The 14,387-nt window shown below is 37.9% G+C and carries 15 protein-coding genes and 1 tRNA gene; 8 read left to right on the top strand and 8 right to left on the bottom strand.

All coding sequences use genetic code 11. From position 1 onward, the window contains the following. Positions 1 to 27 precede the first annotated feature (27 nt). Both htpG and FAZ19_RS12585 read left to right on the top strand, forming a co-directional pair. Complete coding sequence (htpG, locus tag FAZ19_RS12590) at positions 28 to 1,914, top strand: molecular chaperone HtpG (protein ID WP_136821064.1); 1,887 nt, start codon at positions 28 to 30, stop codon at positions 1,912 to 1,914. Between the two features lie 118 nt (positions 1,915 to 2,032). Beyond that, a tRNA-His gene (locus FAZ19_RS12585) sits at positions 2,033 to 2,106 on the top strand. Positions 2,107 to 2,142: 36 nt separating this feature from the next. Here the strand turns inward: FAZ19_RS12585 and FAZ19_RS12580 are convergent. From FAZ19_RS12580 to FAZ19_RS12570, 3 genes are all read right to left on the bottom strand, one after another. Continuing rightward, entirely contained in the window at positions 2,143 to 3,150 is a 1,008-nt protein-coding gene (locus tag FAZ19_RS12580) for an ISAon1 family transposase (protein WP_449441397.1), read from the bottom strand. Positions 3,151 to 3,178: 28 nt separating this feature from the next. Continuing rightward, a complete protein-coding gene (locus FAZ19_RS12575) occupies positions 3,179 to 3,544 on the bottom strand; it encodes an ISAon1 family transposase N-terminal region protein (RefSeq protein ID WP_136821063.1) in 366 nt (121 codons plus the stop codon). Between the two features lie 85 nt (positions 3,545 to 3,629). Next, positions 3,630 to 4,193 carry a YqgE/AlgH family protein gene (locus FAZ19_RS12570; RefSeq protein WP_136821062.1) on the bottom strand — a complete coding sequence of 188 codons (564 nt, stop codon included), beginning with the start codon at positions 4,191 to 4,193 and terminating at the stop codon, positions 3,630 to 3,632. Positions 4,194 to 4,378: 185 nt separating this feature from the next. Here FAZ19_RS12570 and pdxH point away from each other — a divergent pair, with 185 nt between their 5' ends. From pdxH to FAZ19_RS12550, 4 genes are all read left to right on the top strand, one after another. Continuing rightward, positions 4,379 to 5,032, top strand: a complete 654-nt coding sequence (pdxH, locus tag FAZ19_RS12565) for a pyridoxamine 5'-phosphate oxidase (protein WP_136821061.1) — start codon at positions 4,379 to 4,381, stop codon at positions 5,030 to 5,032. Continuing rightward, positions 4,971 to 5,528: an NADH-quinone oxidoreductase subunit C gene (locus FAZ19_RS12560; protein ID WP_244927456.1), complete on the top strand. Its 558-nt coding sequence runs from the start codon at positions 4,971 to 4,973 to the stop codon at positions 5,526 to 5,528. Before pdxH ends, FAZ19_RS12560 begins: the two co-directional genes overlap by 62 nt. 3 nt (positions 5,529 to 5,531) lie before the next feature. Next, the gene (locus tag FAZ19_RS12555; RefSeq protein ID WP_136821060.1) at positions 5,532 to 6,728 is read left to right on the top strand and encodes an NADH-quinone oxidoreductase subunit D; all 1,197 of its coding nucleotides are present in this window, start codon (positions 5,532 to 5,534) and stop codon (positions 6,726 to 6,728) included. A 205-nt stretch (positions 6,729 to 6,933) separates the two neighbouring features. Then, positions 6,934 to 8,265: a PDZ domain-containing protein gene (locus FAZ19_RS12550; protein WP_136821059.1), complete on the top strand. Its 1,332-nt coding sequence runs from the start codon at positions 6,934 to 6,936 to the stop codon at positions 8,263 to 8,265. A 90-nt stretch (positions 8,266 to 8,355) separates the two neighbouring features. Here the strand turns inward: FAZ19_RS12550 and dnaJ are convergent, their stop codons facing one another. The 5 genes from dnaJ to FAZ19_RS12525 form a co-directional block, all read right to left on the bottom strand. After that, positions 8,356 to 9,501 (bottom strand): molecular chaperone DnaJ, encoded by a 1,146-nt coding sequence (dnaJ, locus tag FAZ19_RS12545; RefSeq protein WP_136821058.1) that lies wholly within the window; start codon positions 9,499 to 9,501, stop codon positions 8,356 to 8,358. A gap of 12 nt (positions 9,502 to 9,513) precedes the next feature. Continuing rightward, the gene (locus FAZ19_RS12540) at positions 9,514 to 10,041 is read right to left on the bottom strand and encodes a nucleotide exchange factor GrpE (RefSeq protein ID WP_136821057.1); all 528 of its coding nucleotides are present in this window, start codon (positions 10,039 to 10,041) and stop codon (positions 9,514 to 9,516) included. A 141-nt stretch (positions 10,042 to 10,182) separates the two neighbouring features. Next, a complete protein-coding gene (locus FAZ19_RS12535) occupies positions 10,183 to 10,863 on the bottom strand; it encodes a cell division ATP-binding protein FtsE (RefSeq protein ID WP_136821056.1) in 681 nt (226 codons plus the stop codon). A 3-nt stretch (positions 10,864 to 10,866) separates the two neighbouring features. After that, on the bottom strand, positions 10,867 to 11,070 hold the full coding sequence (locus tag FAZ19_RS12530; protein WP_136821055.1) for a fructose-6-phosphate aldolase: 204 nt from the start codon (positions 11,068 to 11,070) through the stop codon (positions 10,867 to 10,869). 60 nt (positions 11,071 to 11,130) lie between these two features. Then, positions 11,131 to 12,144: an acyl-CoA reductase gene (locus FAZ19_RS12525; protein ID WP_136821054.1), complete on the bottom strand. Its 1,014-nt coding sequence runs from the start codon at positions 12,142 to 12,144 to the stop codon at positions 11,131 to 11,133. A gap of 164 nt (positions 12,145 to 12,308) precedes the next feature. On the opposite strand from FAZ19_RS12525, the gene FAZ19_RS12520 reads away from it, so the two are divergent. Both FAZ19_RS12520 and FAZ19_RS12515 read left to right on the top strand, forming a co-directional pair. After that, positions 12,309 to 12,659, top strand: coding sequence for a 4Fe-4S dicluster domain-containing protein (locus FAZ19_RS12520; protein ID WP_136821053.1), 351 nt, complete (start codon positions 12,309 to 12,311; stop codon positions 12,657 to 12,659). A 129-nt stretch (positions 12,660 to 12,788) separates the two neighbouring features. Next, positions 12,789 to 14,246 (top strand): dicarboxylate/amino acid:cation symporter, encoded by a 1,458-nt coding sequence (locus FAZ19_RS12515; RefSeq protein ID WP_136821052.1) that lies wholly within the window; start codon positions 12,789 to 12,791, stop codon positions 14,244 to 14,246. The last annotated feature ends 141 nt before the right edge of the window (positions 14,247 to 14,387 follow it).

The raw sequence follows: 14,387 nt of genomic DNA, 5'->3' as shown, positions 1-14,387 counted from the left end.
TAAAAGCAAAAAATTAACATATATAATATGCAAGAACAAGGTACAATCTCGATTCATACCGAGAATATCTTTCCGGTAATTAAAAAATTCTTATACTCAGACAACGAGATCTTTTTACGTGAATTGGTCTCTAATGCTGTTGATGCATCTCAAAAAATCAAACGTTTATCCTCGTTAGGTCAGTTCGCTGGTGAAGTTGGTGATTTGATTGTAGATGTAAAATTTGATGAAGCGGCCAAAACGATTACTATTTCGGATAACGGGATAGGTATGACGGCCGAGGAGATCAAAAAGTACATCAATCAGATTGCTTTCTCGGGTGCAACTGAATTTATGGAAAAATTTAAAGAGGCTAATGATGCCAATGAAATTATTGGTCGTTTTGGATTGGGTTTTTATTCGGCGTTCATGGTTGCTGATAAGGTAGAGATTCAATCCCTCTCTTACCAAGAAGGTGCTACACCGGCACGCTGGATCTGTGATGGCAGTACATCCTATGAAATCTCAGAGGGTACACGGACTACTCGTGGTACCGACGTGATTCTTCATATCAACGATGACTCAGTTGAATTTTTAAATCAACATCGTCTACAAGAGATTTTAGATAAATATGCTAAATTCTTACCAGTGCCAATCCATTTTGGTACGAAATCAACGTCGGAGCCTGACGGCGAAGATGAAGAAGGCAAACCGAAATATAAATCGGTAGAAGTTGCTAATATTATCAATAATACAAACCCTGCATGGACGAAAGCTCCCTCGGAATTGAAAGATGAAGATTACTTGGCTTTTTACCGTGAGTTGTATCCCTATTCGATGGATGAACCATTATTTTGGATTCATTTGAACGTAGATTACCCATTCAATCTTACAGGTATTCTTTATTTTCCTAAAATTAAAAATGAATTGGAGGTACAGCGTAATAAGATTAAATTGTATTCTCGCCAGGTGTTCATTACTGATGAGGTAAAGGACATTGTACCTGAATTTTTAATGTTACTGCACGGTGTTATTGATTCTCCGGACATTCCATTGAACGTTTCGCGTTCTTTCTTACAAGCGGATAGTAATGTGAAGAAAATCAATAGCTATATTACTAAAAAGGTAGCAGACAAATTGCAAGAAATCTTCAAATCGGATCGCAAAGGTTTTGAAGAGAAGTGGAATGATATCGGACTATTTATTAAGTACGGTATGTTAAGTGATGATAAGTTTGCGGAGAAGACCAACGAATTCTGTTTGGTGAGAAATACGAATAACGAAAGCTTTACCATTAAAGAATATTACGAGAAAGTGAGAGATATTCAGGTGGATAAAGATGGTAATATTGTATACTTATATACCTCAGATGTTGCGCAACAGGATGGCTTTATTTCCACGGCGAAATCTAAAGGATATGAAGTATTGGTACTCGATGGGCCATTAGATACACATTTTGCTGCTTATCTAGAGCAAAAAGGAGGAGAGAAAGTGCAGCTAAAGCGGGTGGATTCAGATGTTATTGATAAATTGATTCAGAAAGATGAGAAAGTAGAGCTAACTTTATCCGAGGAGGAAAGCAAAAAAGCTGCAGATGTGTTTGAAAAATCCATAGGCCGTGCGGATATGAAAGTCGAAGTAGATGCACTTCATGCCGATGAACTTCCGGTATCCGTCACTATTGATGAATTCATGCGTAGAATGAAGGATATGGCTAAAACTGGTGGAGGTATGGGATTTTATGGTACGCTTCCTGATAATTATAAAGTAACTGTAAATGGCAATCATCCTTTGGTAAAACGTATCGTAGAAAGCGATGCAGAAGAGGGCGAAAAACTAGCTAAACAAGCTTTTGATTTGGCCTTATTGTCACGTGGATTGTTGACAGGCGCTGATTTAACTTCTTTTGTAAAAAGAAGCGTAGAGATGATCTAACCTCGTTTTAAAAATAATTGCTTAATCCTCATTGTGTTAATTTACAATGGGGATTTTTTTGTTAAAAAAGATTTGGAGTGAATGGTGTTTTATACTACTTTTGTAGCATCAAAACACGGTAGGTATAGCTCAGTTGGTTAGAGCATCGGTTTGTGGTACCGAGGGTCGTGGGTTCGAGCCCCATTACTTACCCAAATAGCGAAGCAGAAATGTTTCGCTTTTTTATTGTCAAAGATATCTGGGGTTAGAAAATAAAGGATCAGTTTCAAAACCTGGATCAGTTTCAAAACCTGTGGAGGGGATAAAAAATAATTTGTTCAATCTGAATAGGAAGAAATTGATATCACCTACACCTCTAAACTGACTTCTGAAAGCTTTTATTTTTGCATTGAAAGACTCGGCTGAAGCATTTGTACTCTTGTTGTCGAAGTAGTTCAATATTTTTTTGTGATGGATATTTATGGTTCTGGAGACGGTATTGAAAGACTTGAATCCAGCCTGCTCAACCTTATCCGCCCATTTGGCCAGCCTGGTAAAGGCGTAGATCTTATCAATGGTTGTGTTGAAGATCCAAGAGAGTTCCTGTGATAGCCTGTACGCCTTTTCAACATCCGGATATCGCTCAAACAATACTCTTGCCCTGTCTTTTTGCTCGATAGTCCATTTGTGCTCACTCTTGTAGAGTAGATATCGGCTTCTTGCAAGTAACTGTTTAATGGTGTCACTGTTGGATAGGACTTCCGGAAAATAGGCTTCCTTCTTCTTTCGTGCTTGATCAATTGCTTGGTTCTCATCATCAATGGCTTGCCATCGATGTTTTATCCTTATTTCCTGGAGCGCTTCGGTAGCCAGTTGCTGGACATGGAAACGGTCTATTACCTGAACGGCATTGGGAAAGCATTTTTTGGCTATCAGTCCCATATTGCCCGCTAGATCAAGGGTTATCTCCTGAACTTTATTGCGCAATCTCTGCGGGATCTTTTGAATGACGGGGATAATATTCTCTGATTTTGTGCCGTTCAGTATGGCCACAATGGTCCCTTTTTTACCGTGTGCTTCTTTGTTGGTGACCACGGTATAGAGCTCACCATGGGATAGACAGGTTTCGTCAATGGAAAGATGGCCGCTGACATTTTGTGGGAAGATCAATCCATCCCTTGCATTTTCGCGATGCTCCCAATCCTGGAACCCGCTCAGTTTATTGCGGTAGTACCTCCTTAATTTACTGGCCGATATCCCATAGAATGAACTGATGGTCTGGATGCTATGTGCCTGACTGTCCGCTGATTCCTTTTAAAAAAGCCGCGAAATCCTGTGTGATACGTGTTCCTTTTGCTACTAACTCCCAATTTCTGTAAACGACTTTGTCGCTATCCTGATTGAGCCATCTGCGGCGCTTGACATGAAGATAGACCTGCATGCCACGGATCGGAAAATCTTGAAGAGTAATAGGTTCGAAAAATCCCTTGGAAACCAATTTTTGTCCCTGATATTCTTCAGGTGTGCTGTTAAGTTCTTCCAAAAAGATATCCAGTCTTTTTTCTTCTTTGGAATAGTGGGTCATCTCAAAATAATCGGAAACTCCTTCGGGAATAATTAAGGGCATTAATGCGTTAAACGAATCGTGCATCTGTATAAATATCAAAGCACAAATATCTAATTATTTTTTATCCCCTCCACAACTTTTGTACATGATCCAAAATAAATAAATCGTATTAATTTAAATCTGGACTTTTAGGGAAATTTGCAACGTGCGCATATTTTGGGCCAAGACTAATTATAGCCTGTTTCCATAAGTCCTCACCATCTGTAAGGAAAGTCAGGGCAGGATCGAAAGCCTGGTGTACTGCCCAGTTATTTTGTTCGATTTCGTGATCTAATTGTTCCGGTGCCCATCCTGAATAGCCCAAGAAAAATTTAACTTCATGAGGCCCGATAATACCTTCGTTAATAAGTAAAATAAGATTCTCAAAATCTCCGCCCCAATAAACACTCTCGCAAATAGGTGTGCCGCTTATCAATTTGTCGTATGCGCGATGTAAGAAAAATAACGCATTACTTTCTACAGGACCGCCAATATATATGGGAAATTTTTCGTTTTCTATTTCTTTCACAACATCGGAAAGTAGGAGGTGAGAACGGTGATTGAGGATGAGTGCTACGGTGCCATCTTCATTGTACTCGCATATCATCACTACCGATCTTTCAAAATTATGATCTTGCATAAACGGTTCGGATAGCAGTAAGCTTCCTTGTGTAGGTGTGTTTTCGCTAAACATGTTTCGTCTCTTTAGATAGTATTAAACTTAGATAAAGTTATTTTTAAATCCAATAAAAAAATAAATAGTCTGCGCTATTGGTGAAATATACATTTTTTTAGTAAAAAAAAGCTTAAATAGCATAAAAATAACGTTGTTTAAGGGAGGTTTTAGTAAGTTTGCTTTGTCATCAAACTAAGTTTATAATGGCAATAAAACACAAAGATATCGCTGCGATTAGAGAAGATTATACTAAAGGAGTTCTTTCTGAGGCCGAGGTACAGTCTGACCCGCTGGCTCAATTTAAAATTTGGTTTAGTCAAGCTATGGATGCTAGGGTACTGGAACCAAACGCAATGGTACTTTCTACTATTTCGGAAAATAAGTTTCCGTCATCTCGGATCGTGCTGTTAAAGGACTTGCAACAGAATGGATTGAGTTTCTTTACAAATTACCAAAGTCAAAAGGGAAACGATTTGGCTTACTGTAATCGGGCCAGTGTCTTGTTTTTCTGGCCCGAATTACAACGACAGGTTCGTATAGAGGGATATGTAGACAAGTTATCCCCCTCAGATTCCGACGAATATTTTATTTCCCGACCTCGCGGTAGTCGTATAGGTGCTTGGTCTTCTCCTCAAAGTGCGGTAATTCCAGATAGAAACTTTTTGGATGAAAAAGTGGAACGTTTTACGACCGACTTTAAAGATAATGAGGAGGTTCCGAGACCTGATTTTTGGGGTGGATATAGAGTTAATCCAATTAAATTTGAGTTCTGGCAGGGAAGAATCTCTAGGCTTCATGATCGTATTCAGTATACATTGGAAAATGAAAAATGGGTCATCAATCGACTTGCACCGTAGCCTCATGATAGAACAAATTAGAACTGAAATAGTGGCTCAATTCGGAGCTGAAAGCATTGTTGACATGCAATTGGATGGGCTTCAGAAAGCTTTAATAATTCATCCCACTAGTCTTGTAAATATATGTAGTTGGTTACGTGATAACCCAACATATTATTTTGATTTCTTAGCTAATATTACTGCAGTAGACTATCATCCGGAAGCCAAGTTTGCGGTGGTTTATCATTTAACATCTATTCCATATCAAAAACAACTAACGCTTAAAGTTTTCATTGCCAATGATAGAACAGTGGAAAATTTGCCGGAAATCCCATCTGTGCGTATGGTTTGGAAAACAGCGGACTGGCACGAACGGGAAGCTTTTGACCTTATGGGAGTGTATTTCAGTGGTCATCCTGATTTGAGACGTATTCTGTTACCAGACGATTGGAAGGGCTATCCGCTGCGCAAAGATTATGAGGATCCCGAAAGTTATCACGGTATAGCAATTAAGTAAATTATGAATTTAAACCGCTATCAGTCGGCATACGAACGATATAAAGAAAAGATTGCGAACGTGCGATCGCATGAGATGGTCATTAATATGGGACCACAACACCCTTCTACACACGGTGTATTAAGGTTAGAATTGATTACTGACGGAGAGATTGTCAAAGAGATTATCCCGCATCTCGGTTATCTTCACCGCTGTTTTGACAAGCATGCAGAATCCATGAATTATACCAAGACCATTCCTTTTACGGATCGTCTGGATTATTTAGCGTCGATGAATAATAGTCATTCTTTTGTGATGGGGGTTGAACGCATGTTGGGTATTGAACACAAAATACCCAAACGTGTTGAATATATCCGAGTATTGGTCTGTGAACTAAACCGGATAGCATCGCATCTTATTGCAATTGGTACGTATGGTATTGACATAGGTGCATTTACACCTTTTATGTGGTGTTTTAGAGATAGAGAACATATTATGAATATGTTGGAATGGGCGTCCGGTTCGCGCATGCTTTACAATTATATCTGGATCGGTGGTTTGTTTTACGATCTACCAGTAGGTTTTGAAGATAGATGTAAGGAATTCCTCAGTTACTTTAAGCCTAAATTGACCGAGTTAGATGAATTACTTTCAACTAATCAAATATTTATCTCTCGAACAGCCAATATTGGCATTTTACCCGCTGACGTGGCAATTAATTATGGCTGCTCAGGACCTATGCTTCGTGCTTCGGGAATCAAATGGGATCTGCGACGCATAGATGGGTACTCAGTTTACCCTGAAATTGAGTTCGATATTCCTGTAGGTAAAGGGGAGATGGGAACACTGGGAGATTCGTGGGATCGCTATAAAGTACGTGTAGACGAGATCTATGAATCAGTACGAATCATAGAACAATGTTTATCGCGTCTCACCACAGATTTCGCACGTACGCTAGATTTCGACCCACGGGCTTTGGTTCCCAAAAAAGTAAATTTAAAAGAACAGGATTATTATATTCGATCCGAGAATCCCAAAGGTGAACTTGGATTCTACTTCGTAACGCAGGAAAAGACGGATATTCCACGGCGAGTTAAAGCAAGAGGACCTAGCTTTAACAACCTATCTGTATTACCCGAATTGGGTAAAGGAGTTTTGATAGCCGATTTAATTGCTATCCTAGGTTCAATAGATATTGTGCTTGGAGAAGTCGATAGGTAACGAGAACATGCAAAAAAATGCAAAAATAAGTTGCAATTAAATCTGCTATTCGTATATTTGTGTTCTCATAATTTAAGTTTATAATTGGTTAATAGGAAAGTTCGCATCCCCCTGGATGCGGACTTTTTCTCTTTTTAGACATCCTTATAGAATTATATTTATATTCGTATAAATCGATTGTAAGTTTACGTAATGCTATCCTGTTATGGTTAGAATAGTTTTCATATTGTTAATGTTGATTTCTTTTTTGGAGAGCTACGGTCAACAGTGGTTTTTTAAAAATAATACAAATAAAATAACATTTCCTTTTGAGCTTGTGCATCATGTTATCATTATACCAATACATATCAACGGTGAAGAGTTGTCATTTATCTTAGATACTGGCGTGAAGGAAACGTTATTGTTTGGAAATTCGGATTCCTTAATTTTATATAATGTTTCTAAAGTGAAATTTCAAGGTATCGGTATAGGCGAAGGAATAGAGGGATTGCTCTCACTCTCTAATCATTTAAGCATTGCAGATTCAACTATGATAGATCTAAAACATAATTTATTTGTCATTACGGGAGACTCTCTAAATTTATCTAGTCATATTGGGCTACCAGTGCATGGTATTTTGGGAAGTAACTTTTTTCAGAATAACGTAGTCGAAATTAACTATGTTAAAAAGAAAATAACGGTCTACCGGAACATACAAGATGTAGGGAAAAAAATAAAGGGTTATGATAAAGTTCCGCTACTGATGGAGAAGGATAGGCCCTATATAAACATCGATTTAAGAATTGGAAAAAAAACACATAAACAAGTAAAAGTATTGCTTGATTTGGGAAATTCTGATCCCGCTATGCTCTTTTCAGACCGTCTACCGGAATTTGAAATGCTAGAACCTGCCATATACGAATTTATCGGTAAGGGATTTAATGGCGATATTTATGGTAAAAGAAACAGAATACATTCGTTACGAATAATTGATTTTGAGTTTCAACAGCCTATTGTTTCCTATCCCGATACGAATACATATGAAAGTAACAAGTTGGCGGAAAATCGAGTAGGATCTATCGGAAATCAACTGCTCACCCGATTCTCAGTTTTGATTGATTATCAACATCGGATGTTATACCTCAAGCCCAATAAGAATTTTCGACAACCATTTTATGTAGATATGAGTGGAATTGAAGTAAAGCACGCAGGTTTTGTATGGGTAGAAAGTAAAATCCATTTAAATACATCTTCGATTCGAGAGGGAAAGACAATCTCGTTTGGTGAGCGTAATAGTTTTAAATATAAAATAGAATTAAAGCCCATTTTTGTAATAAACAACGTACGATCTAATTCTCCTGCTGAACGTATTGGTGTACAAAAAGGAGATATATTATTGAAAATAAACCGACGATCTGTCCAGTCTCTTTCACTGGAACAAATAAAGGAGAAATTGCAGTCGGGACTAAATAAAACTATAAAGCTGCAGATTGAAAGGGGAGACAAAATCCTTAATTTCACTTTTCAATTACAAGATCCGATTCCCTTGTTATTATAATAAGTTTATTTTTTGTGCCCAATTATGTGAAAACTATTTTAACAAAAAAAGGGCGGTGAAAAGACCGCCCTTAAAACAAAATTTAAATCATTATTCGAAATATTCTTTTATTCTTTCGAAGAATGATTTTTCACTTTTGCCAGGCTGTGGTTTGAAGTTGGCAGAACCCTTTAACCTTTCCAAAATTTCACGTTCTTCAGAGGAAACCGCCTTGGGTGTCCAAATATTAACATATACCAATTGATCTCCCTTGTGGTATGAATTTACTTCTGGGATTCCTTTTCCTTTGAGACGTAAGATTTTACCTCCCTGTGTTCCAGGTTCAATTTTGATTTTCGCTTTGCCATCTATTGTAGGAATTTCCACACTGGTACCTAGTGCAGCATCCGAAAAGTTAATATATAAGTCATAAATGACATTTATACCGTCGCGTTTTAATGTTTCGTGCTGTACTTCTTCAACCAAGATAATCAAATCTCCGGGTACGCCTCCGCGCGGAGCTGCATTGCCTTTTCCATTCATAGACAATTGCATTCCTTCACTTACTCCTGCGGGAATATTAAAGGTAATGGTTTCTTCGCCACGCACAAGTCCTTCTCCTTTACAAGATGTACATTTAGCTGTCACTTCCACACCTTCGCCGTTACAAGTGGGGCAGGTGCTTGTTGTTTGCATTTGGCCCAGTATGGTATTGGTGACACGTCTTACTGATCCTGCACCCCCACAAGTACTGCAGGTGTGAAAAGAAGATTTATCTTTAGCACCTGTGCCGTCACAACTTTGACAATGGATTTGCTTATTTACTTTTACTGTTTTCTCTATACCGTTGGCAATTTCTTCCAGTGTAAGTTTTACTTTAATGCGTAGGTTAGTGCCCTTCTGCACCCGTCTTCCACCTCTGGAATTTCCGCCACCGAAAAAATTTTCAAAAGGATTTCCGCCACCGAATATATCTCCAAATTGACTGAAAATGTCGTCCATATTCATACCGCCCCCACCAAAACCAGAAGCTGAGTTTCCTGAATGACCGAATTGATCGTAGCGTGAACGCTTTTCTGGATTACTTAATATCTCATAGGCTTCGGCTGCTTCTTTGAAGTTTTCCTCGGCTTCTTTATCTCCCGGATTTTTATCGGGGTGGAATTTAATTGCCAGCTTTCGGTAAGCTGACTTAATTTCAGCGGCTTCGGCTGTACGAGATACACCTAATATATCGTAATAATCTCTTTTTGACATGTTATATTAAGGTTATTGTCCAATCACCACTTTTGCAAAACGGATTACTTTATCATTTAAAAAGTAACCTTTCTCCACAACGTCTAATACTTTGTTTTTTTGATCTTCAACCGGAGCCGGAATCGCCGTAATAGCTTCCTGGTATTCTGCATCAAAAGGTTGCCCCAACACTTCCATCTCTTTGAGTCCTTCGTTTTCCAACAGTTTTCTGAATTTCGAATTTACCAACTCAATTCCTTGTTTTACAGATTCAACATCTAGGGCTGTAGACATGGCATGAAGCGCTCTATCAAAGTCGTCTATTATTGGAAGTAATTTAGTAATCACGCCTTGGCCAGCAGATTGAATAAGATCAATACGTTCTTTAGAGGTACGTTTCTTATAATTATCAAATTCAGCAACTAAACGGGTATATTTGTCATTTGATTCCGTCAATTCTTGTGCTAGTTTCTCTTCCCTTGATACGGTTTCTTGCTCCGTCTGCAGCGTATCTTCTTGCTCTAAATTCTCTTCTTGGGTATTTTCTTGTTGTTCGTTCATTATCGCCCTATTTTTAATATACTTAAAAAGCTTCTTGAGATTTCTCAATAATTTTGCCATTATAAAATAAACGACACCCTGTCAGTACGCTGCATTGATGTACTTACAAAATGTCGCATTTAAGATTTTATGTCAGTTGATTTAGAGGCTTACGTTGTCATGCAACGCACCGTCTGAGGTTTTTATGATCCGAGCAGGAAGATTCTGAATAATTTGATAATCATGGGTAGCCATTAAAACTGATGTTCCGGAAGCAGCAATATCTCGAAGTAACAACACAATTTCCTCAGATGTTGAAGGGTCTAAATTTCCGGTAGGCTCGTCCGCAAGTATAATTTCGGGATTATTTAACAAAGCACGCGCGATGACAACCCTTTGCTGTTCGCCTCCCGATAATTCGTGGGGCATTTTTTTTAACTTAGAACGTAGGCCAACTTTTTCCAATACATCCAACATCCTGCTTTGAATCATTCCTTTCTCGGTCCAGCCTGTTGCCTTTAGTGCAAACTCTAGATTTTTTTCAACTGTTCTATCATTTAATAAATGAAAATCTTGAAAAACAATCCCTAGCTTTCTGCGGAGAAATGGAACTTCGTTTTCATGGAGTTTTTTTAAATCAAATCCAGCAATCATACCTTCGCCATTCGCAATATACAGATCTCCGTATATGATTTTCAATAAGCTACTTTTTCCGGTACCTGATTGTCCAATTAAATAAATAAATTCTCCTTTTGCAATGTCCATGTTGACATGCGATAAAACGAGATGTTTCTGCTGATATATATCGACATTTTTGAGTCTAATTACGGTGTTTTCTGCCATGTTCTATAATTCGATTTTCTTTATTTGACCAAACGGCAGATCATTAACGATTGCCATAATATACGCCATTTTGTCTCCGAGACCTATTTTTTCTAACGACTTATCTGGTCTATCTACTCTAAAATATGCTAGTAATGTAAACGAATCATCGCGTAATTGCACATAATCTGGAATTTTAGCAATGCCTTTTACTTTAATTAAATACATATATAGCAAAGTTAGAATTTTTTATGGATTCGTTATGAAACTAACGTTATAAATTCAAATTTATTGGTTAGCAAATAGAAAGTCCAATGTATTAACACCATCTGCATAGTCGTCGAGCGCAGGACACTGACTTGATCCTAAAGGAAAGACCGGAACTTCGAGGTCAAAAGATCCGTCTGTTACTACACACTGAATGCGTTCTCTACAATTGTTGATTGTGTTAACTACATCTTTGATGTTATCGTATTCCTCATAAAATACAACAGCTAAAGGGGATGCAATGTTTTTATCTTCTTTTAATAATAAAAAACCGTTGTCAAAGTGCTTTTCGCCATTAATAAGATAAATAGATTTGTTATAATCATAATTGTTGTTGTATTTGAAATGCGCCTTTGATTGATTGAAATGCTCAATCGCTTCAAAGAATGTTGAAACAGGGTAACCTGACGGAATAAATATCTTGGAAACAGATCTACAGCCTAGGCCAAAGTAATCAAAGATGTCATAACCCACTTTTTTTAGATCTTCTTCACTTTCTTTACCTGTAAGAATAGCCACGGAATTTCTGTTTTTACGAATTATATGAGGTTTACTGGAAAAATAATATTCAAAATAACGCGCCGAGTTGTTTGATCCGGTAGCTATAATAAGATCGTAATTGGCTAACTTATCAACTAAATCTATTTTATAGGCAAACAGCGGTTCTACTTGAGCCAACCTGTCAAGTACCATGGGTGTTAATCCGGCATCATCTGATGAAACTTTGATTTGTGCCACAAATCCGGACATGAGTACCGCTAGAATATCATGAAAGCCTACCAAAGGAAGATTACCCGCTAAGACAAGACCTACTATTTTGGAAGATTCGATATCGGGATAGTTTGCCAACCATTGGTTAAGCTTCTCGTCTGTCAATTGCTGCCCAAGAGACTGAAATTGCTTTAAAATATACTCTTCGGTATACCAAGGATTTTTATAATGAGCTCTTTGGATAGTATGAAGAGAGGTTTCATCTAAATTTAGCATCCATTTCCCCAATTGGCCCAATGCTTGAATACGTGTGTCCTTTGTCAAAATATTTTATTTAGAATTGTTCTGATAAATATTTGATTTATCTTTGTATTGTCAAATAAGTAGATAACCTACTAACTTTGTATACATTTTGTTGATAGTATACAATGAAGGTGCTACCTTTGAAATACAAAATTAGTTTATTTATTATAATTGTGAGGTTATAAATGGCGATAAAAATTACAGACGAGTGCATTAATTGTGGAGCATGTGAACCAGAATGCCCAAATAATGCTATATATGATGCTGGTGTGTCTTGGAAATTTTCAGAGGGAACAGCCTTAGATGGTATTATCGATTTTGGTGATGGTGTGACGCTAGATGCAAATGAAGGGCAGGCTGCTATTTCTGATGAGGTATATTATATAGTATCCGATAAATGTACGGAATGTGTTGGATTTCATGATGAGCCACAGTGTGCAGCTGTGTGCCCGGTGGATTGCTGTGTAGAGGATGAAGATGTGGTAGAATCTGAGGATGAATTATTAGCTAAAAAAGCTTGGTTACACGCCGAATAAAACAATATACATTTTGAAAAAGCATTGTCCAGGAGGATGATGCTTTTTTTTTGAAAGGTTAAAACGTAATAATTTGGTTTGCCTTTGTATTTTTCTATTTTTGTTGCTGAAATTTAAATTATGATCTAGATGTCGAAAAAGCGAATCGGTTTTGTAACCCTGATTACAGTTTCCATAGCTATTATAACCACTATATTTTATGAATTCGACTGGCTAGGGGTGAGCCCCCGGATAATGATTGGGGTTCGTTGGATTACAGCTATAGTGTTGATATTAAATGGAATATCTCGTAAAAACCTAACCACTTGGATTCTCACATGCTTGGTGCTAGGCGTCTTTGTTGGATTGGATTTTCCGGATTTGGCACGTGCGATGCAACCTTTAAGCCAAGGCTTTATTAAGCTTGTCAAGACTATCGTCGGACCTATTTTATTTGCAACGTTGGTATTCGGTATCGCAGGACATTCAGATTTGAAGTCCGTAGGACGTATGGCTTGGAAATCGATGCTTTACTTTTTTACAGCGACGTCATTTGCGATCTTCATAGGTCTATTTGTAATCAATTTAACCAAGGCGGGGGTAGGTGTCGACGTAGAAAACATGCCACACGAAGAACTGCCACAAACAACTACTATAACAGACGCTGACCAGCGCGCGTTACAACATATAGATGCCGACACCCATTGGGTATATAAATTTAACGCTTTTATAAGGGATACTTTTCCTGAAAACGTTGTAAAAGCTGTTTACGAGAACAAAGTGTTACAAATTGTTATTTTCGGAGTAATCTTCGGTATTGGTTTGGCCATGGTAGAGGAGAAGAAGCGGAAACCCCTTGTCGACTTTACCGAAAGTTTGTCGGAAGCAATGTTTAAATTCACTAACATTGTTATGTTATTTGCTCCAATTGGCGTAGGAGCTGCTATGGCTTATACAGTTGGACATCTCGGCGTGGATATTCTTAAAAATCTATTTATGCTATTAGGAAGTTTGTATTTTGCTTTATTGTTGTTTCTGGGATTCATTTTGTTCCCTATCGCTTTATTTCTAAAGGTACCCATTAAGCAATTTCTGAATGCAATCAAAGAACCCGTCTCGATAGCTTTTGCCACCACAAGTTCGGACGCAGCATTGCCAAAGGCGATGGAAAATATGGAAAAATTTGGAGTACCACGAAAAATCGTTTCTTTTGTAATACCTACTGGCTATAGCTTTAATCTAGATGGCACTTCTTTATACCTATCTTTAGCATCCATATTTGTAGCCCAGGCAGCTGGTATAGATCTTACTATTGGAGAACAGCTTCTTATCGCTTTTACGTTAATGATTACTTCAAAAGGAGTTGCCGCAGTTCCAAGAGCTTCTCTGATCGTGTTGATTGCAACAGCAGATCAATTTGGGTTGCCAACTTTTGTTATTGCTGCTATATTAGGTATCGATGAGCTGATGGATATGGCTAGGACTTCCGTCAATGTAATCGGAAACTGTTTAGCAACCGTAGTCGTGGCTAAATGGGAGGGGCAATTTGATGAAGAGGCTCCCTTCAGAACTGAATTAACCCAGAAAGCCTATTCTGGTGAACAATAATGCAACCCACACTTAATGTTATTGAAGATAGAGCTGTCACCATCGTTCCTCAAGTTCGCGATGACGACGATGACTTGCTTTTTAAAACAGCTTTTTTTAACCAATAACCAATCTTTTGAGGATTGTGTAAACGATTGCAAG

This window comes from Sphingobacterium alkalisoli (assembly GCF_005049105.1).
Lineage (GTDB): Bacteria > Bacteroidota > Bacteroidia > Sphingobacteriales > Sphingobacteriaceae > Sphingobacterium > Sphingobacterium alkalisoli.
The sequence above is the reverse complement of the archived record's forward strand: the minus strand, read 5'-3'. Positions and strand labels throughout refer to the sequence as shown.